At 44.4% G+C, this 18,392-nt stretch carries 17 protein-coding genes and 1 pseudogene; 7 read left to right on the top strand and 11 right to left on the bottom strand.

The genetic code is table 11. The features are described from left to right. Nucleotides 1-4 precede the first annotated feature (4 nt). The 4 genes from BM329_RS02450 to BM329_RS02435 all read right to left on the bottom strand — a co-directional run bounded on the left by BM329_RS02450 (nt 5) and on the right by BM329_RS02435 (nt 4,944). Entirely contained in the window at nt 5-820 is an 816-nt protein-coding gene (locus tag BM329_RS02450) for a YadA-like family protein (protein WP_092548382.1), read from the bottom strand. Nucleotides 821-1,067: 247 nt separating this feature from the next. Then, a complete protein-coding gene (locus BM329_RS02445; protein WP_092548379.1) occupies nt 1,068-2,015 on the bottom strand; it encodes a LysR family transcriptional regulator in 948 nt (315 codons plus the stop codon). Nucleotides 2,016-2,524: 509 nt separating this feature from the next. Next, nucleotides 2,525-3,244: a two-component system response regulator BtsR gene (gene btsR, locus BM329_RS02440; RefSeq protein ID WP_092548376.1), complete on the bottom strand. Its 720-nt coding sequence runs from the start codon at nt 3,242-3,244 to the stop codon at nt 2,525-2,527. Between the two features lie 2 nt (nt 3,245-3,246). After that, the gene (locus tag BM329_RS02435; protein WP_092548373.1) at nt 3,247-4,944 is read right to left on the bottom strand and encodes a sensor histidine kinase; all 1,698 of its coding nucleotides are present in this window, start codon (nt 4,942-4,944) and stop codon (nt 3,247-3,249) included. Between the two features lie 197 nt (nt 4,945-5,141). Between BM329_RS02435 and BM329_RS15180 the strand changes: the two are divergent. Further along, nucleotides 5,142-5,537, top strand: a pseudogene (locus BM329_RS15180) (SCP2 sterol-binding domain-containing protein). Beyond that, nucleotides 5,531-6,049 carry a GNAT family N-acetyltransferase gene (locus BM329_RS02420; RefSeq protein WP_092548367.1) on the top strand — a complete coding sequence of 173 codons (519 nt, stop codon included), beginning with the start codon at nt 5,531-5,533 and terminating at the stop codon, nt 6,047-6,049. Before BM329_RS15180 ends, BM329_RS02420 begins: the two are co-directional and overlap by 7 nt. 7 nt (nt 6,050-6,056) lie before the next feature. Here the strand turns inward: BM329_RS02420 and BM329_RS02415 are convergent, their stop codons facing one another. Continuing rightward, the gene (locus tag BM329_RS02415; protein WP_092548363.1) at nt 6,057-6,389 is read right to left on the bottom strand and encodes a GIY-YIG nuclease family protein; all 333 of its coding nucleotides are present in this window, start codon (nt 6,387-6,389) and stop codon (nt 6,057-6,059) included. A 270-nt stretch (nt 6,390-6,659) separates the two neighbouring features. On the opposite strand from BM329_RS02415, the gene bhsA reads away from it, so the two are divergent. Next, nucleotides 6,660-6,911, top strand: coding sequence for a multiple stress resistance protein BhsA (gene bhsA / locus BM329_RS02410; RefSeq protein ID WP_092548360.1), 252 nt, complete (start codon nt 6,660-6,662; stop codon nt 6,909-6,911). A 116-nt stretch (nt 6,912-7,027) separates the two neighbouring features. Then, nucleotides 7,028-7,459 carry a YhbP family protein gene (locus tag BM329_RS02405; RefSeq protein ID WP_092548357.1) on the top strand — a complete coding sequence of 144 codons (432 nt, stop codon included), beginning with the start codon at nt 7,028-7,030 and terminating at the stop codon, nt 7,457-7,459. 1 nt (nt 7,460) lies between these two features. On the opposite strand, the gene ridA is transcribed toward BM329_RS02405, so the two are convergent. From ridA to lptF, 3 genes are all read right to left on the bottom strand, one after another. Next, on the bottom strand, nt 7,461-7,847 hold the full coding sequence (ridA, locus tag BM329_RS02400) for a 2-iminobutanoate/2-iminopropanoate deaminase (RefSeq protein WP_092548354.1): 387 nt from the start codon (nt 7,845-7,847) through the stop codon (nt 7,461-7,463). A 190-nt stretch (nt 7,848-8,037) separates the two neighbouring features. Beyond that, entirely contained in the window at nt 8,038-9,117 is a 1,080-nt protein-coding gene (gene lptG, locus BM329_RS02395) for an LPS export ABC transporter permease LptG (RefSeq protein WP_092548351.1), read from the bottom strand. Then, a complete protein-coding gene (lptF, locus tag BM329_RS02390) occupies nt 9,117-10,217 on the bottom strand; it encodes an LPS export ABC transporter permease LptF (protein ID WP_092548348.1) in 1,101 nt (366 codons plus the stop codon). Before lptF ends, lptG begins: the two co-directional genes overlap by 1 nt. Before the next feature lie 281 nt (nt 10,218-10,498). On the opposite strand from lptF, the gene pepA reads away from it, so the two are divergent. The 3 genes from pepA to BM329_RS02375 all read left to right on the top strand — a co-directional run bounded on the left by pepA (nt 10,499) and on the right by BM329_RS02375 (nt 15,547). Then, a complete protein-coding gene (gene pepA, locus BM329_RS02385) occupies nt 10,499-12,007 on the top strand; it encodes a leucyl aminopeptidase (RefSeq protein ID WP_092548345.1) in 1,509 nt (502 codons plus the stop codon). A 149-nt stretch (nt 12,008-12,156) separates the two neighbouring features. Then, nucleotides 12,157-12,636 carry a DNA polymerase III subunit chi gene (locus BM329_RS02380; protein WP_092548342.1) on the top strand — a complete coding sequence of 160 codons (480 nt, stop codon included), beginning with the start codon at nt 12,157-12,159 and terminating at the stop codon, nt 12,634-12,636. A gap of 13 nt (nt 12,637-12,649) precedes the next feature. After that, a complete protein-coding gene (locus tag BM329_RS02375; protein WP_092548339.1) occupies nt 12,650-15,547 on the top strand; it encodes a valine--tRNA ligase in 2,898 nt (965 codons plus the stop codon). Between the two features lie 138 nt (nt 15,548-15,685). On the opposite strand, the gene rpoH is transcribed toward BM329_RS02375, so the two are convergent. The 3 genes from rpoH to ftsE all read right to left on the bottom strand — a co-directional run bounded on the left by rpoH (nt 15,686) and on the right by ftsE (nt 18,392). Beyond that, nucleotides 15,686-16,540 (bottom strand): RNA polymerase sigma factor RpoH, encoded by an 855-nt coding sequence (gene rpoH / locus BM329_RS02370; RefSeq protein WP_092548336.1) that lies wholly within the window; start codon nt 16,538-16,540, stop codon nt 15,686-15,688. Between the two features lie 213 nt (nt 16,541-16,753). Beyond that, entirely contained in the window at nt 16,754-17,734 is a 981-nt protein-coding gene (gene ftsX / locus BM329_RS02365; protein WP_092548333.1) for a permease-like cell division protein FtsX, read from the bottom strand. After that, entirely contained in the window at nt 17,727-18,392 is a 666-nt protein-coding gene (ftsE, locus tag BM329_RS02360) for a cell division ATP-binding protein FtsE (protein ID WP_092548330.1), read from the bottom strand. The genes ftsX and ftsE overlap by 8 nt, the downstream gene beginning before the upstream one ends.

The following is an 18,392-nucleotide window of genomic DNA, read 5'->3' as shown; positions in this document are numbered from 1 at the left end:
AAATTTACCAGCTTATACCAACACCAGCCCCAAATACCGGGCTGCCTGAACTATTCCAGCTGGTTGACAATTTAAGGCTTACATTTTCATTTAATTTATTTTGAATACCTAAAGCTACAGCGCTGCCATTTCTATATTGGCCTAAGCCTAAACCAAGACTAAATCCGGTATTATTGCTATAAGGAATATTGCTCATTGCCGCTACGCTGGCAATACCAGCATTAGCGCGTTTTTCATTTCGGTCAACTTTATTATCGAGATGATTAACTTTTTGGTCTGTATATGATTGTGCCTTATCGAAACGCTGATCAGTATAATTGTTCGCGTCCTTTAACGTTTTTATATCTCCTAATTTACGTTCACTAGTTTCAACTTCAATATCCTTGATTAGTGTTGTCTGCGACTTAAGTACTTCTCTTTCTACTATATCATCTACGTTAAGTTTAACCATCCCATCTTCTATTTGTTTTTTCAGATCACCTTGCAACCTAGTCAGTTCTTTTATAGTTGCTTTTTCGTTCAGTTTATTGTTCAGATCATTCAGATCAGTATTATTTGCTTTTCCGTTCAGTTTAGTGGTCAGATCATTCAGATCAGTATTATTTGCTTTTCCGTTCAGTTTAGTGGTCAGATCATTCAGATCAGTATTATTTGCTTTTCCATTCAGAAAACCATCTAATTCGGATGAGCTGTAAACATCTACATCTACACCATTTATATTTTTTACTTTTGATGTTGCGTTTGCTCCTGCTGAGAATACAGAGGAGATCAAGACAGATAAAATTGCTAATTTACGTGGTGTAGTTTTCATATTAAACATATTAAAATTTTCCCATTATTAATGAGTGATTAGTGTGTGGAACTACTAACAAAATGTATTGGCTTACATTTTATTAATTCTTAAATTACTTTCTTTAATAAACTTAATCTTTTTTTAAATAAATCATTAGGTTTTTTAATTCTAAATCATTCCTTATTTTCTTATTTTTTTAATAAATATTAATGGATTTTAGATTAATACCCGTGCATTTATAATTTCGGGTAAATAAGTGGTTTTATAATAAAAACTATGTGCCTATTTCCTGATATTCAAGACCGTTTTTTTGCATGCCGTTTTTACTTTGGCCTTTATAACGAAATGCTTCAATTAATCTTACAAAAGCCGATGTATGTTGTTTCCGACTCGGATAATAAAGAAAATACCCCGGGAAAGGTTCACACCAATCCTCTAAAACTTTAACTAACTTCCCTTCAGCAACTTCTTTTTCTACCGAGTCTTCAGGAACAATAGATAATCCATGCCCCAAAGCAGCCGCTTCTATACGCATCTCCAGATTATTAAAAGTCAGCTGACCTTTAACCCGTACCCGCGTTCGCTGCCCACCCTTAGAAAATTCCCAGGTATATAGACCCTCTAAGGTAGGTCGCCGGATATTGATACAATTGTGCTGCTGCAAATCGAGCGGCGTTTCCGGTTTACCGTGAGCCGCAAAATATTCTGGCGCTCCCACCACACACTCTCTCCAGTCCGGGCCAATCCGTACAGCCACCATATCTTTAGCTACCAGCGTCCCCAGACGTACTCCCGCATCAAAACGGCCGCTGATAATATCGGTCATACTGTTATCCATAAACAGTTCTACATGAATATCGGGATATTCACGCACAAAAGGCTGTAATAATGGCCACACTGTAGACTGAAGCGCATGTTCTCCCAGCGTAATGCGGATATTACCCGCAATCCGATCCCGCATATCCGTCAGCGTGATGAGATCATTTTCAATTTCATTCAAATGGGGGCTGATATTGTTAATCAGCATTTCTCCCGCTTCAGTGGGCACCACGCTGCGGGTCGTCCGGGCTAGTAATCGAATATCCAGTCTTTCTTCCAGGCTCCTTATAGCATGGCTTAATGCAGATTGTGAGAGTCCAAGTTTTGCAGCAGCACGAGTGAAACTCCTCTCATGCGCAACGACAATCAGATAAAAAATAGCCGTAAAATTATCCTTCAGCATCTTACTCATACCCCTCTTTTCCATCAGCATGATCTGGTTGCAAAGTGATCATTTTAATATATATGTTTTGATATATTAATTTCTAATAATGGGCACGAAGGGATGATATTCAATATAATTGCCATTAACGCTAATAATTATGACTGCCATTAACCCTAATGAAAAAAGACAGTCGTTATGTTGTGGCTAAAGACTAACACCCTAATAAACTTTGATTAATACCTGAAAAATGATAGTGGTTATGAATTTTATTCATTAAACCGGCCGTCAGAATTGCATTGCGGCAAGATTCAGCATGTTCCCCGTAACTACGGGGAACACCTATGAAATGATAACCTTCGTTAACTCGGTTACTTTATCGATAAGTAAAATACCGAAAAGATGAAATTTGAATCAGGTCTGGGCTAGTTTTTTGAAATAGGTTTATACCCGTCGTCTTTCAATTCGGCTTTAGTTTAAGTATTTGAAAATAAGCGTTCACTTTGATGAATCATGTGTATTAGTTCAGATTAATTTAATCCCAATTCTTCTTTTAGTGGTTTCAAATAACGACGGCTAACCGGAATGTGTTTATCATTGCTCAGAACCAATTCTGCTTGTCCGTTTTCCCCAAAAACAATTTGGCGCAAATGGCTCATATTGACCAGATACTGACGATGATTGCGAGTTAATGGAGTTCGGGTTTCCAGCGTTCGTAGAGTCAGTTCGGTAAAACCTTCCTGCCCGCTGGCACTCATGACATAAACACCACCCAGCCGGGAAGTTACATACAGTACATCATCCAATGGCATCAGCCAGATCCGGCTATGCCCTGTGCAAGGAATATATTTCAGTTGCTCATTTTCGCGTTGCAGTTCAGTGAGATTTTGCTTTTGATAGCCAGAACGCAGGCGTTGCAATGTTTTACCCAAGCGCTCTTTTTCCAGTGGCTTCAATAAATAATCGAAAGCATGTTCTTCAAAGGCTTGCACTGCATATTCATCAAACGCAGTCAAAAAAACAATATAAGGACGATGCTCAGGATCGAGCATTCCTGCCATCTCCAGCCCAGTAATGCGGGGCATTTGAATATCAAGGAAGACGACATCCGGTTTTAAACGGTGGATGGCACCAATCGCTTCCACGGCGTTGGCACATTCACCGATAATTTGGATATCCGTTTCTTTTTCCAGCAGACAACGTAGATTCTCACGTGCCAATGGTTCATCATCAACAATTAATACATTCATATTTACGCCGCTTTTTTAGCCTCTTTTTCCAATGGTAAACATAAAATGACACGGGTAAATTTTTCTGTCTGGTGATCAACACTTACGCCATACTGTTTACCATAACGAAGCTGGAGACGTTTATCTACCAGACTCATCCCAAGTCCATCTCTTGTCTGTTTTGGACTATAAAGTCCGGCATTATCTTCAATCTCGACCAATAGCAAATCATCTTCCTGATGGGCCCTAATCGTAATTCTTCCTGTATCAAGTAACTGTGACGTGCCATGTTTAATTGCATTTTCTACTATTGGTTGTAGGGAAAATGCGGGTAATTTTGCATCGTACAGGAATTCCGGTATCTCTATGGCAATCTGAAGCCGTTCCTGAAAGCGAGCTTTCTCTATTTGTAAGTAAGCATTCACATGCTCTATTTCATTTTCCAACGTGGCAATTTCTTCGGGACGCTTCAAATTCTTACGGAAAAATGTAGAAAGATACTGCACAAGTCGACCTGCTTGCTGGCTATCCCGACGGATCACAGCTTGTAATGTATTCAGGGCATTAAATAAAAAGTGAGGATTCACTTGCGCGTGAAGCAGCTTCACTTCTGATTGCAGCAAAGACTGCTTATTCCTTTCATATTGTCCGGCAAGGATCTGGGCAGAGAGCAAGCTGGCAATTCCCTCACCCAATGTACGATTGATAGAACTGAATAAACGATTTTTAGCTTCGTAAAGTTTGATGGTGCCAATCACTTGCTGATTTTCTCCCCGCAGAGGGATTACCAGAGCAGAACCAAGCTTACAAGCAGGATTTAGAGAACAGCAGTAGGGCGTTTCATTACCATCGGCATACACGACTTCATTATTTTCAATTGCACTGCGTGATTGCTCGGAAGCAATCGGCGTACCGGGCAAATGATGATCAGAGCCAATACCAATAAATGCGAGTAACTTTTCTCTGTCAGTGATAGCGACAGCGCCAATTCCCAGCTCCTGATAGATAACTTTTGCCACTCGCATGCTGTTATCTTGATTGAAGCCTTTGCGTAAAATTCCTTCTGTGCAGACGGCAATTTTTAGAGCCTGGGCAGAAAAGGCGCTGGTATATTTTTCGAAAATGGCGCGTCTGTCCAATAGAATACGGATAAACATGGCGGCTCCGATACTATTGGCGATGATCATCGGCGCGGCGATGTTTTTCACCAAACTCAGTGCTTCATTGAAAGGATTGGCAAGCAGTAAAATAATGCCCATTTGGGTACATTCGGCGAAGAAAGTGACAATAGCAGCTGTCCACGGATTCAGTAACTTATTAATCTGTCCTCGCTTCATCAGGTAAATATGTACCAGGCCACCCAATATCCCTTCCACAATCGTGGATACCATACAACTGAAGGCGGTCATTCCACCGAGAGAATAGCGATGCAATCCGCCTGTGAATCCCACCATTGCCCCTACCGTTGGCCCTCCGAGAAAACCACCCAATACGGCCCCGATAGCGCGGGTATTGGCAATGGAATCATTAACATTCAGTCCAAAGTATGTGCCCATAATACAAAAGACGGAAAAAATCACGTAGCACATCATCTTATGTGGTAAACGGACGGTAACTTGCAGCAGGGGAATAAAGAGAGGTGTTTTGCTCAGCAGCCAGGCAATCACCAGATAGACACACATTTGCTGAAGCACTAACAACACGAGGTTAAATTCGTACATATTTTTTCATTGTGTGATTAATAACGATAATAAATTTTAAACGCTATTATCAGAGGTTGAATTTGACTCCGTCAATAGGGCATTGGCAGGAATAGTTGACAGGTGAAGGGGAGGGGGTAAAGCTGCCATGTATAAATCCACATACCCAAAAATGGCTTTCCCTTTGTTTTTGATGTTTGTTCTGTAGACGTTTTGTGATGGGAGATTTATTATCGATCCTTGATGTAGGATCGGGATCTGCACTACTGAGTTTCCCATTTAAAACAACTCCTTTTGTCTTACTGTGTCAGGTGCTGGAACAGCTTCCTGGCTGGCAGGTTCCGAGAGCACAGGCAGAAGGGGCAGGCGTTTTTGGATTCCCGTTGGTTAAAAATTGAAGTGCGGGATCTTGGCTTACACTGTTTTTTCAGCGTCGTTTACGGATTGAAGGAAACACAGAATTGGGACTGAATGTAGAAAATTTGATGGATTCCATTGAGCCGGAATCTATGCCATCCATTCTTCGCTTTGGTTTATTGCGTCTGACTGGATTTATCAAAGCGGGACATAAAGAGGGCGCCGATCAATACGATCGCGCGTTATTGTCATGTTAATCAGGGTTGAAATTCCTGTCGATGCGATGGGGATTGATAGCTTGTTGCGTCAATCTTTTGAGACATCGGCTGAAGCTGAAGTCGTTAATCAACTGAGAGAAGATGGTTTGTTGACACTGGGCATTGTTGCGACTAACGATGAAGGCCATGTGATTGGCTATGTCGGTTTCACGCCAGTTGATATCAATGGCGAAGATCGTCAGTGGGTCAGTCTGGGGCCATTGGCAGTTGCGGAACAATACCGTCATCATGGGCTTAGTGAAAAATTGGTTTATGAAGGTCTGGACAGCCTGAATGAGTTTGGATATAGAGTGGTTGTGGCTCTGGGGGACTCTGAGTATTACTGCCGCTTCGGTTTCCAGCTTGCCAACGCATATCAATTGTATTGTTCATGGCCTGATTGTGAGGATTATTTCCTGATTTATCCTCTGGCTGATGTTTCGCTGGAGGGTTGTCAAGGTCTGGTTACTTATCCTGCCCATTTTGATAACCTGTGGTCGCTGTCTGAATGATCACTTCTTAAGGGTTCACTGATTGAGTTAAAAACTTTTCAGATAACCCGAATGTTACTAAATAAGTCGTTATACAGAGGGGCTGGAGCATAATCAGCCTCTCTTTTTGTCGTTTACTGAGTTTCTTTATGCGATATTCCACTTTCAACGCTGTTTCCCGATCCTTTACCAAACTCTGATAGACCAAGATCAAAGGGCCTTTTCCTCTTAAGGCCTTGGCACCTTTTCCAGATGCATGTTGCATCAATCGCCGGGATATATCGGTAGTGATCCCGGTATACAAAGAGCCACTTTGTGTTCTGATCAGGTAAATATACCAATTAGATTCTTTAATATTCATTACTTATTTTTAATAATTTTTATGGTTAGATTACCATAAGTAATTAATGTGTTATTTGGGTATAGGCCAAATTTTTAGTATTTCATCAAGTTAACATCTTGAATTATTTTAAATATATATAGATTGATATGCAATGTTAGTAATTTTAATTCAAAATTATTGAACAATTATAGCAATAATTGCTAATTATCATTTTCGAAACAGAGGTATAACATAAGCCGTATCACAAAAGGATGAAACCTATTTTAAGAGTGAACAGAGGATCTAAAGATGAAGTCTGTAAAAAACATCATGGCTATTTTAGCATTAAGTGCTATTTCATTTGGTTTATTTGCGGCTGCTGAAGTGAAAAATGCTAAAGATGATAAGATTGGTGTTGTTTCAGTAACTGGCGCATCTACACTGGATAACTTAACCGAAGAGTTATCCAAAAAAGCTGACAAAGCTGGGGCGAGTTATTTCCGCGTTGTTTTTGCAAATGGTCAGAATCAGCTCAACGGAGTTGCCGAAATCTATAAATAATTTATAGTGTTCCCATGCAAACCTCTCGGTATATTTAGTTAAGTGCAGAACACGAAACTGGACAAACATCCAGTCGTGTTCTGTTACAAACAGGCAAAATAACAGCATGGAAATATATGTATTTAAATAAAGAAATTTTAACTATTAGCCGATATCTTGCCGAACAGCACGTATTTACACTTTGTACTTCCTCAACCCAGGATTTATGGTGTGCGAGCTGCTTTTATGTCTTTGATGCTGATAGCGTGGCATTCTGGTTTATGACTGAACCTGATACCCGTCATGGTCAGCTTATGCAGAAAAACCCTGTTGTTGCAGGTACTATTGCGGGACAAACCCGTAATATCGCTAAAATCAAAGGCATTCAGTTTCGTGGAGAAGTACTCCGGCTGACAGGTGACGCTGAAACCCTGGCCAGAACACGTTACTGCCGCCGTTTTCCTGTCGCGTCAGCGGCCAAATCCCCTATCTGGCAGCTCAATCTGAATGAAATCAAAATGGTGGACAACACTCTCGGTTTTGGCAAAAAACGGCATTGGCAACGCTAAATTAGCTACGGACAGCGATCGCTTCAATTTCTATTTTCACATCTTTTGGTAAACGGGCGACTTCAACACATGAGCGAGCAGGAAATGGTGCATTATGCTCATTGAAGAACGCTTCATAAGCTGCATTGACGGTTGTAAAGTCATTCAGGTCTTTGACAAACACAGTCGTTTTTACGATATCAGATACTTTCAGGCCAGATTGCTCAATGATAGCTTTAACGTTTTCTAAAGACTGACGGGCTTGAGCTGTAACATCTTCAGGGATAGCACCGGTTTTCGGATCAACAGGGATCTGGCCGGAAGTGATAACCATACTGCCCAGATCAACACCCTGTACATAAGGGCCGATTGCGGCTGGTGCATTTTCGGTATGAATAGAACGTGACATTAGAAACTCCTGTTTAACGTCGAAAATAAAATATTGTGAGATCGTCATTATAGTGATCCCCCGCTTTGCATCAATTGATACAGGACATTAATTTTAAAGATGATTTAAGTGCCTGATAGAATATCTGCCGTCTTTCAAGTTGCAGCTTTGTTGGCTGTACTCACTTCACCCCAGTTCACCCCAGTCACCGTTATTGTTTTTTATGCAGAAGTAAGTAAATACTCAGGCAAAAAAATAACAAACTTGGCAGCAACGCCCCCAATATCGGTGGCATGCTATAAACTAAGCTGAGTGGGCCGAATATTTCATTCAGGACGTAGAAAAAGAAGCCCGTACTGATACCCACAATTACTCTGTATCCCATTGGAACACTGCGCAGCGGACCAAAAATGAAGGAGAGTGCCATCAGCATCATCACCGCAACTGATAATGGTGCGAAGACTTTCTTCCACATATTGAGCTGGTAACGCCCGGCATCCTGTTGGCCCTGTTTCAGATATGTAATGTATTCATGCAGGCCACGAATGGAGAGTGCTTCAGGATCAAGGGAAACCACGCCCAGCTTTTCTGGTGTCAACCGGCTTTTCCAATCCGCAGAAATACGTTGTGAACCCGTAATCCGGCCATTTTGCATTAAATCAGACTCTTCAACCTGAGATAACTTCCATTGCTGATTATCTTTGTCATATACCGCTGAAGCAGCATATTTCACGAACAGCAGCTTTCTATTTTTATCAACGTGATAGATGTTAACACCGTTCAGAGAATTATCTTTATCCACGCTCTGAATATAGACAAAATCCTGTCCGTCTTTTGCCCATAAACCTTTGGTCGTGGACATCAGCGAACCGCCATACATTTTTTGGGATCGATAATTACGGGCGAGCTGCTCCCCTTGCGGAGCAACCCATTCACCAATAACCATCGTCAGCAAAACCAGCGGGATCGCCGTTTTCATGACAGAACCTGCTACTTGCAGGCGGGTAAAACCGGAAGCCTGCATCACTACCAGCTCACTGCGTGTAGCCAGTGCTCCCAAACCCAGTAATGCACCAAGCAAGGCTGCCATCGGGAAGAAGATCTGGATATCTTTGGGAACACTCAGCAGGGTATAAATACCTGCGGAAAAGGCGGTATATTCACCCTGCCCGACTTTGCGCAGCTGATCGACAAATTTGATAATGCCGGAAAGTGATACCAGCATGAACAAAGTCATCAGGATGGTTTGCAGAATCATCCGGCCGATGTATCTATCCAATACCCCAAACATCATGACGCTCCTTGATTCTTAAAGCGTGAACGCAGCTTGCGCATGGGTACGGTATCCCACAGATTCAGCACGACAGCCAAGGCCAGATATGCGCCGTTAACCAGCCACATCCAGAGCATAGGATCGAATTTGCCTTTACTGCTATTGGAACGCAGAGAGCTTTGCAGCAGGAAGAAAATCAGATAGAGCAACATCGCTGGCAACATACTCAATATGCGTCCCTGACGTGGGTTCACGGCACTCAACGGAACCACCATCAGTGCCATAATCAGCACAGATAAAATCAAAGTCAGACGCCAGTGAAATTCTGCGCGGGAGTCATCGTCTGTAGCATGCCAAAGCTGCTCAAGTGATTTTTGCTCGACTTTGTTGTTATCGATATCTGCCCTCTGATGACCAATCACCGCCTGATAGTTGATAAATTCGGTGATGCGGAAATCGCGCATTAATGCCGTACCCTCGTAACGCGTTCCCTTATGGAGTACCGCAACCTGATTGCCGTTCGAAAGCTCTTCCATATGCCCACCATCCGCAAACACAACCGAAGGGCGTTGATCATTCGACGGCCGCAGCTGGGCAAGGAATACATTCTCAAAAGTGTTTCCCTTCACATTGCCGATATAAAGCACCATGTTGCCATCACGAGACGGCTTGAACTGTCCTTCCATGATCGCCGCAAGACTTGGATTGGCTTTTGCATCGGCCAATACTTGTGCCTGATATTTAGAAGACCACGGGGTGAACCAGATAACGTTGGCAGCCGCCAGCATGGTTGTGATTAAAGCAAGGATAAGAGCTGATTTCACCAATACACTTTTGCCCAATCCGCAGGCATGCATTACGGTGATTTCGCTTTCGGTATAAAGTTTACTGAACGTCATTAATATCCCGAGAAATAAACTCAAGGGCAAAATAAGTTGCGCCATTTCAGGCACACCTAAACCTAACAACGATAGAACCAAATTTACGGGAATATTTCCTTCAACTGCCGCACCCAATACCTCAACTAATTTCTGGCTGAAAAAGATCAGCAATAAGATGAAGAGTATTGCGATTTGGCTTTTCAGAGTTTCCCGTACTAGATATCTAATGATGATCACGCTTATTACGCCTGTGAAAACTTGTCTTTTTGCAGGAAAGCCGCTAACTTCGTCGTATATCTACCATTTATATGCATCAGTTTGGCTTCCCCATTGCTAAAATGATACCAAAGCATCCCATATATTGGGGTCCCAATTAGAACACACTTATCGTTAGCTAAGTACCAAAAAATAATATGCTTAGCTTAACATAACAGTTAACTTTCTTTGGGATGAATTAATGCGGAACGTGATATTTTAGCTATTGTATCCGCCTTTGTCTTTAAGATTCAGGAGAACGCATGGAATTTAGTGTAAAGAGCGGTAGTCCGGAAAAACAGCGCAGTGCCTGTATTATTGTCGGCGTATTTGAACCCCGCCGTCTTTCCCCTATCGCAGAGCAGCTTGACAAAATAAGTAACGGCTATATCAGTGCCTTATTGCGCCGTGGTGAACTTGAAGGCAAGGTCGGTCAAACCTTGTTGCTGCATCATGTTCCTAATATGCTGTCTGAACGTATTTTACTGATCGGTTGCGGAAAAGAGCGTGAACTGGATGAACGTCAATACAAACAAATTATCCAGAAAACCATCAGTACCCTCAATGAAACAGGTTCAATGGAAGCAGTTTGCTTCTTGACTGAACTGCATGTGAAAGGGCGCAACAATTACTGGAAAGTCCGTCAGGCAGTCGAAACAGCCAAAGAGTCACTGTATGTTTTCAATCAACTTAAGAGCAGCAAAAATGAGCTGCGTCGCCCGCTGCGTAAAATGGTATTCAATGTGCCGACACGCCGTGAATTGACTAGCGGCGAACGAGCGATTCAGCACGGCCTTGCCATTGCTTCCGGTATTAAGGCGACAAAAGATCTGGCCAACATGCCACCCAACATCTGTAATGCCGCCTATTTAGCATCACAGGCACGCCAGCTTGCTGACAACGCCGAGAATCTGGCAACCAAAGTCATTGGCGAAGAGCAGATGAAAGAGCTGGGCATGAACTCTTATCTGGCAGTGGGTCAAGGTTCACAGAATGAATCCTTGATGGCAGTCATGGAGTATAAAGGCAGCAAAGATACCAATGCGAAACCTATCGTACTGGTGGGTAAGGGGCTGACTTTCGACTCCGGCGGTATCTCTATCAAGCCATCCGAAAGCATGGATGAGATGAAATATGATATGTGCGGCGCGGCTTCGGTTTACGGTGTTATGCGCGTTGTTGCCGAACTGCAACTGCCAATCAATGTCATCGGTGTTCTGGCTGGTTGCGAAAATATGCCGGGTGGACGGGCTTATCGTCCGGGCGATATTTTAACCACCATGTCCGGTCAGACCGTTGAAGTGACAAATACGGATGCGGAAGGCCGCTTGGTACTGTGTGACGCGCTGACTTATGTTGAGCGTTTTGAACCGGAATTAGTTATTGATGTTGCAACTCTGACAGGTGCTTGTGTCATTGCACTGGGTAGTCATTACACGGGTTTGATGTCTAACCATAATCCACTGGCACACGAACTGCTGAATGCATCAAAACAAGCAGGGGATCGCGCATGGCGCTTGCCGCTGGGTGATGAATATACCGAGCAGTTGGAATCCAATTTTGCGGATATGGTGAACTCGTGCGGACGTTCAGGCGGTGCCATTACTGCAGGTGCTTTCCTGGCCCGCTTTGCGACCAAATACAACTGGGCGCATCTGGATATTGCCGGTACAGCATGGCGTTCAGGTAAGGCGAAAGGTGCGACAGGTCGTCCGGTTGCACTTCTGTCACAATTCCTGTTAAATCGTTCAGGTTTGAATTCTGATGATTAATGCCCCTGCTCCACATATTTTTCGATAATTTCAAGATATTTGATAAAAATGTGGCATCAAAGGTATTCAGGGAATAAACGGAATTAAGGGTATTGCAGACGCAGTACCCTTTTCCTTAACGGTTTCCGTAATCTTGTAACTAAGAAGCTATGAAAAACGCCACCTTCTATTTGTTAGAAAAGCTACCACCGGAAAAGATGTTACCGGAACAATCATCGTTTTCTGACGATTTACAACCGCATGAATGGCTGGCATGTCAGCTTGCCGCTGACCAATGGCGTGCAGGGAAGCGGGTTTTGATTGCTTGTGAAAGCCAGCAACAGGCCGAAAAACTGGACGAAGCATTATGGCAACGTGAGCCTAATCAATTTGTACCGCACAATCTTGCCGGAGAAGGCCCTCGTTACGGCGCTCCTGTAGAATTGTGCTGGCCACAGAAAAGAAGCAATGCTCCCCGCGATGTGCTGGTGACACTGCTTCCTCACTTTGCAGACTTTGCCACAGCTTTCCATGAAGTGATAGACTTCGTTCCTATTGATGAAAATCTGAAACAGTTAGCGCGCGAACGATATAAATCCTATCGTAGCGTCGGCTTTAATTTGACCATGGCAACCCCGCCAACCTATTAAATAGCAAGACATAATGGAAAAGACACCCGCAAATCAAACGCAATCTGAGCCATCTCTCGATAAAACATACAACCCGACAGAGATAGAGCAACCTCTTTATAATCACTGGGAAAAAAGCGGTTATTTCAAGCCTAATGGTGATAGCAGCCGTGAAAGTTTCTGCATCGTCATTCCACCGCCAAACGTCACCGGCAGCCTGCACATGGGGCACGCATTCCAGCAGACTATCATGGATACTATGGTACGTTACCAGCGTATGCAGGGTAAAAATACCTTGTGGCAATCCGGGATTGACCACGCGGGTATTGCGACACAAATGGTTGTTGAGCGCAAGCTCGCAGCAGAAGAAGGCAAAACCCGTCACGATTATGGACGGGAAGCCTTTATCGACAAGATATGGCAGTGGAAAGCGGTATCGGGTGGCAATATCTCCAACCAGATGCGCCGTCTGGGTAACTCCGTGGATTGGGAGCGTGAGCGCTTCACGATGGATGAAGGTCTGTCCAAAGCGGTTAAAGAGGCTTTCGTTCGCCTGTATCAGGAAGATCTGATTTACCGTGGCAAACGTCTGGTCAACTGGGATCCTAAACTGCGCACAGCAATTTCTGATCTGGAAGTTGAAAACCGTGAAGTCAAAGGTTCCATGTGGCACCTGCGCTATCCGCTGGCTGACGGCGCGACAACCGCTGAGGGTAAGGATTACCTGCTTGTTGCCACAACACGCCCGGAAACCATGCTGGGTGATACCGGTGTTGCCGTTAACCCGGAAGATCCACGCTACAAGGATCTGATTGGTAAAGAAATCCTGCTGCCTTTGGTAAACCGCCGTATTCCTATTCTGGGCGATGAACACGCTGACATGGAAAAAGGCACTGGCTGCGTGAAAATCACGCCGGCTCACGATTTCAATGACTATGAAGTCGGTAAGCGCCACAACCTGCCAATGATCAACATTCTGACTTTCGACGGTGATATCCGTGAAGCGGCAGAAGTGTTCGATACCAACGGCGAAATTTCTGAAACCTACTCAACCGATATTCCTGCTGAATACCGTGGTATGGAGCGTTTCGCTGCCCGTAAAGCGATTGTGGCAGAATTCGAAAAACAGGGCCTGCTGGTTGAGATCAAGCCTCATGACCTGACCGTACCTTACGGCGACCGTGGCGGCGTGGTTATCGAACCGATGCTGACCGACCAGTGGTACGTCCGCACCGCACCACTGGCAAAAGTAGCGCTCGAAGCGGTTGAAAACGGAGATATCCAGTTTGTACCAAAGCAGTACGAAAACATGTACTACTCTTGGATGCGTGATATTCAGGATTGGTGTATCTCCCGCCAATTGTGGTGGGGCCACCGTATTCCGGCTTGGTATGACGCGCAAGGCAATGTCTATGTTGGCCGCGATGAAGAAGAAGTCCGCCGTGAGAACAACCTTGGTTCAGACATCATTCTGAATCAGGACGAAGATGTGCTGGATACCTGGTTCTCCTCTGGTCTGTGGACATTCTCCACCCTCGGCTGGCCTGAGCAGACTGAAGCATTGAAAACTTTCCATCCAACCAATGTACTGGTCAGTGGCTTCGATATTATCTTCTTCTGGATTGCCCGCATGATCATGATGACCATGCACTTCATCAAAGATGAAAACGGCAAACCGCAAGTTCCGTTTAAAACCGTCTACATGACAGGACTGATCCGCGATGACGAGGGTCAGAAAATGTCAAAATCCAAAGGGAACGTTATCGACCCGCTGGATATGATTGACGGTATCTCACTGGAAAATCTGCTGGAAAAACGTACCGACAACCTGATGCAGCCACAACTGGCTGAGAAAATTTACAAGCGCACTGAAAAGCAGTTCCCTGAAGGCATTGAAGCCCACGGTACTGACGCCCTGCGTTTCACACTGGCAGCGCTGGCATCTACCGGTCGTGACATCAACTGGGACATGAAGCGCTTGCAAGGTTATCGCAACTTCTGTAATAAACTGTGGAACGCCAGCCGTTTCGTGCTGATGAACACCGAAGGACAGGACTGCGGCCAAAACGGTGGCGAAATGTTGCTGTCACTGGCAGATCGCTGGATTCTGGCAGAGTTTAACCAGACAGTTAAAACCTATCGTGAAGCGCTGGATACTTACCGTTTCGACATTGCCGCGAACATTCTTTACGAATTCACGTGGAACCAATTCTGTGACTGGTATCTGGAATTGTCCAAACCCGCTATCAATAAAGGTTCGGAAGCGGAAGTCCGCGCGGCCCGCCATACTTTGGTTGAAGTTTTGGAAGGTTTGCTGCGCCTGGCACACCCCATTATTCCATTCATCACCGAAACTATCTGGCAGCGCGTGAAAGTCGTCAAAGGCATTGATGCAGATACCATCATGCTGCAATCTTTCCCTGAATTCGATCAGGAGAAAGTAGATGAACTGGCACTGAACGATCTGGAATGGATCAAAGAGGCAATTATTGCAGCACGCAACATTCGTGCAGAAATGAACATCGCGCCAAGTAAACCGCTGGAAGTTCTGCTGCGTGATGCCAATGACGATGCACAACGCCGTGTCACTGAAAATCTCAATTTCATTCAGGCAATGGGCCGTCTTTCTTCTGTTACCATATTGGCGGCAGGAGAAGAAGCCCCTGTTTCTGTTACCAAATTGATCAATGGGGCAGAAGTACTGATCCCAATGGCAGGCTTGGTAGATAAAGAGGCAGAACTGGCACGTCTGGATAAAGAAATTGAGAAGCTGGACAAAGAGATCAACAGCATTGAAGGTAAACTGGCTAACGAAGGCTTTGTCAGCCGTGCGCCAGAAGCTGTTGTTGCAAAAGAGCGTGAACGTCTGGCAACTAACAACGCCGCGAAAGAAAAATTATTGGCGCAGAAAGAAACTATCGCTGCCCTGTAATCTCGTTTAATTGATATTTATTACATAAGCCACTGCACTAGCAGTGGCTTTTTTCAAGGCACTACACGCCATGCTCGGCGCACCACCATAAAAAAGCGATAAAAAATTATCGCTTTTAATCATTAAGAGTATGGGTGCTTACGCTTCAATAGCCAATCGCAATTTTTTCATTGCATTTTTTTCCAGCTGTCGAACACGCTCAGCAGATACACCATATTTATCTGCTAATTCCTGCAAGGTGGTTTTGTTGTCATCATCCAGCCAACGAGCGCGAATGATGTCTTGGCTACGTTCATCCAGTCCTTCCATTGCGACCGAAAGCTTATCCGCAGCATGGTTTTCCCAGTTATCTTCTTCAATGCCATCGGCAAAATCAGAAGCCTTATCTTGCAAATACAGCACTGGTGCTACAGGTTGGCTATCATTGTCATCATCAGAAGACATATCAAATGCCATATCCTGCGCTGACATACGGGATTCCATTTCTCGGACATCTTTGCTGGTTACGCCCAATTCTTTGGCTACCAGCTCGACTTCATCCTGATTGAACCATCCCAAACGTTGTTTAGCCTTGCGCAAATTAAAGAACAACTTGCGCTGAGCTTTTGTCGTTGCAACTTTCACAATACGCCAATTACGCAATACGTATTCATGGATTTCTGCCTTAATCCAGTGAACAGCAAAAGAAACCAGACGCACGCCCACTTCTGGATTAAATCGACGAACGGCTTTCATCAGGCCAATATTACCTTCCTGAATTAAATCCGCCTGTGGCAGACCATAACCGGCATAACTGCGAGCAACATGAACAACGAAGCGCAGGTGAGAAAGAATCAGCTTTTTCGCTGCATCCAGATCTCCCTGGTAATGCAGTCTTTCTGCCAGTTCCTTCTCTTCCTCTGCGGAGAGCATGGGATAAGCATTGGAAGCACGTATGTACCCTTCCAAACTACCTTGTGGAACTAATGCCAAAGTTTGCATTTCTTTTGTCATTCAAATTCTCTCAAAATCAGATCCAAATTGATGGTCTTTCAAATTTGTCTGAATCAACCCATAAGGTTTATTCAAGCACAAAGACACGTCTATTTTACCATCGTAGAGATCATATTCAAATCGTCAAATTTGTGTAGATATCGATACAAAACTGTCACTGTCATTTCGGCAGCGATTAAGCCGAAAAGTTCACCTGAAAACCAACAAATATTCTTATTCCGGCCTAAAACGACGTAAATGCTGAATTGTTGCAAACCATGCAGCAATCCAACCTATCATGCCTGAAACAAGGACTAACAATAGTGCTTCATCCCATCCCAATCCATACAATTTAAAACTTGTCCCAAACACTCCCGCCACTTCCATGACAACATTGGAAAGTTTCCACACTAACAAGGATGAAAGGATCAGGGAAAAAATCGCCCCCATCATCCCCAGCAAAGCCCCGCCGTTGAGGAAAGGGCGCAGGATAAAACCATCCGTCGCACCAATCAGTTTCATCACGTTAATTGTTTCACGACGACTGAAAATACTCAGCCGAACACTATTACCAATAACCAAGAGCAACGCAACCACCATCAAGATGCCGATTACGGCAGCAATCTGACCAATCAGCGCAGTCAACGAGGTCAGGCGATCAAACCAACTGTCATCCATCTTGACTTCTTCAATGCCTTTAATCTGAGCAACCTGATCACGCAAAACTGTCAATACCTGCGGGTCTTGAAAATTCAGTTTGGGAGAGATAATGGCAACTGCCGGTAAAGGGTTTTCTTCTAACAGATCCAGCGCATTGGCGAATCCCGACCACGCACGGAATTCGTTTACCGCTTCTTCACGGGAAAGATAATTCACCGATTTGACGCCATCCGTGCCTTTCAGCTGCTCAATAACTTTTTTGGCGCTATTGTCATTCAGCGACTTATCCAGATAGACCGTCAGTTGTGGGATAGGATACCACTGTACCACCGCCTGATTTACGTTTTTCCAAACGATGTAAAATACGCTTGGCAAAGTCAACGAAATGGCAACTACCATGATGGTCAACAATGTTGCCAACGGCTGGCACAACATATCTGACAGAGTACTTTTCCATGCATAGCGCCACTGCACACGCCATCCACCTTTTAATGACCTGGACTTAGGTTTGGGGGGCTGAGTTTTTTTTGCTGAATGACGGACATGTTTAACCATGTTGCCCTCCTTGCATACGCCCCTGATTCAAAGTCAGGATACGGCAGTTTCTTCGTCCAATAAGGGCGGTGTCATGGGTAGCCATCAACACCGTCACGCCAACGCGGTTAAATTCTTCAAACAGGCGCATGATCCCCTCAGATAATTCACCATCCAGATTTCCTGTCGGCTCATCCGCCAGCAAAACAGTAGGTTTGTTCACAACAGCACGGGCAATACCAACTCGCTGCTGTTCTCCCCCGGAAAGCTGGATGGGAAAATTTTTCGCTTTGTCCAGTAAGCCGACTTTATCCAGTGCCGCAGATACCCGCCGGCGAATATCCTCAGCACTTGCCCCTGATATAATCAGAGGCATGGCTACATTCTCGTATACTGTACGATCCAGCAGCAGGTGATGATCCTGAAAAATCATACCGATCTGGCGACGCAAAAAAGGGAGTTCACGAGACTTCAATCGACTGATGTCATGACCAGCAAACCAGATATGGCCTGCGCTGGGGCGTTCGATACCACAGATAAGTTTTAAAAGCGTACTTTTACCGGCCCCTGAATGACCGGTTAAAAATGCCATTTCTCCTGCGAGCAGGTGAAAATCCACCCCTTGAAGTGCTTGCCGACCTCCCAGATAGGCTTTACTGACCTGTTCAAAGCGAATCAT

This window comes from Xenorhabdus koppenhoeferi, assembly GCF_900116635.1.
In the GTDB taxonomy this organism is placed as follows: Bacteria; Pseudomonadota; Gammaproteobacteria; order Enterobacterales; family Enterobacteriaceae; genus Xenorhabdus; species Xenorhabdus koppenhoeferi.
The sequence above is the reverse complement of the archived record's forward strand: the minus strand, read 5'-3'. Positions and strand labels throughout refer to the sequence as shown.

Coding starts and splice junctions, on each gene's coding strand:
- BM329_RS02450 (WP_092548382.1), bottom strand. CDS start 820: ATGTTTAATATGAAAACTACACCACGTAAATTAGCAATTTTATCTGTC.
- BM329_RS02445 (WP_092548379.1), bottom strand. CDS start 2,015: ATGCTGAAGGATAATTTTACGGCTATTTTTTATCTGATTGTCGTTGCG.
- btsR (WP_092548376.1), bottom strand. CDS start 3,244: ATGAATGTATTAATTGTTGATGATGAACCATTGGCACGTGAGAATCTA.
- BM329_RS02435 (WP_092548373.1), bottom strand. CDS start 4,944: ATGTACGAATTTAACCTCGTGTTGTTAGTGCTTCAGCAAATGTGTGTC.
- BM329_RS02420 (WP_092548367.1), top strand. CDS start 5,531: ATGTTAATCAGGGTTGAAATTCCTGTCGATGCGATGGGGATTGATAGC.
- BM329_RS02415 (WP_092548363.1), bottom strand. CDS start 6,389: ATGAATATTAAAGAATCTAATTGGTATATTTACCTGATCAGAACACAA.
- bhsA (WP_092548360.1), top strand. CDS start 6,660: ATGAAGTCTGTAAAAAACATCATGGCTATTTTAGCATTAAGTGCTATT.
- BM329_RS02405 (WP_092548357.1), top strand. CDS start 7,028: ATGTATTTAAATAAAGAAATTTTAACTATTAGCCGATATCTTGCCGAA.
- ridA (WP_092548354.1), bottom strand. CDS start 7,847: ATGTCACGTTCTATTCATACCGAAAATGCACCAGCCGCAATCGGCCCT.
- lptG (WP_092548351.1), bottom strand. CDS start 9,117: ATGTTTGGGGTATTGGATAGATACATCGGCCGGATGATTCTGCAAACC.
- pepA (WP_092548345.1), top strand. CDS start 10,499: ATGGAATTTAGTGTAAAGAGCGGTAGTCCGGAAAAACAGCGCAGTGCC.
- BM329_RS02380 (WP_092548342.1), top strand. CDS start 12,157: ATGAAAAACGCCACCTTCTATTTGTTAGAAAAGCTACCACCGGAAAAG.
- BM329_RS02375 (WP_092548339.1), top strand. CDS start 12,650: ATGGAAAAGACACCCGCAAATCAAACGCAATCTGAGCCATCTCTCGAT.
- rpoH (WP_092548336.1), bottom strand. CDS start 16,540: ATGACAAAAGAAATGCAAACTTTGGCATTAGTTCCACAAGGTAGTTTG.
- ftsX (WP_092548333.1), bottom strand. CDS start 17,734: ATGGTTAAACATGTCCGTCATTCAGCAAAAAAAACTCAGCCCCCCAAA.
- ftsE (WP_092548330.1), bottom strand. CDS start 18,392: ATGATTCGCTTTGAACAGGTCAGTAAAGCCTATCTGGGAGGTCGGCAA.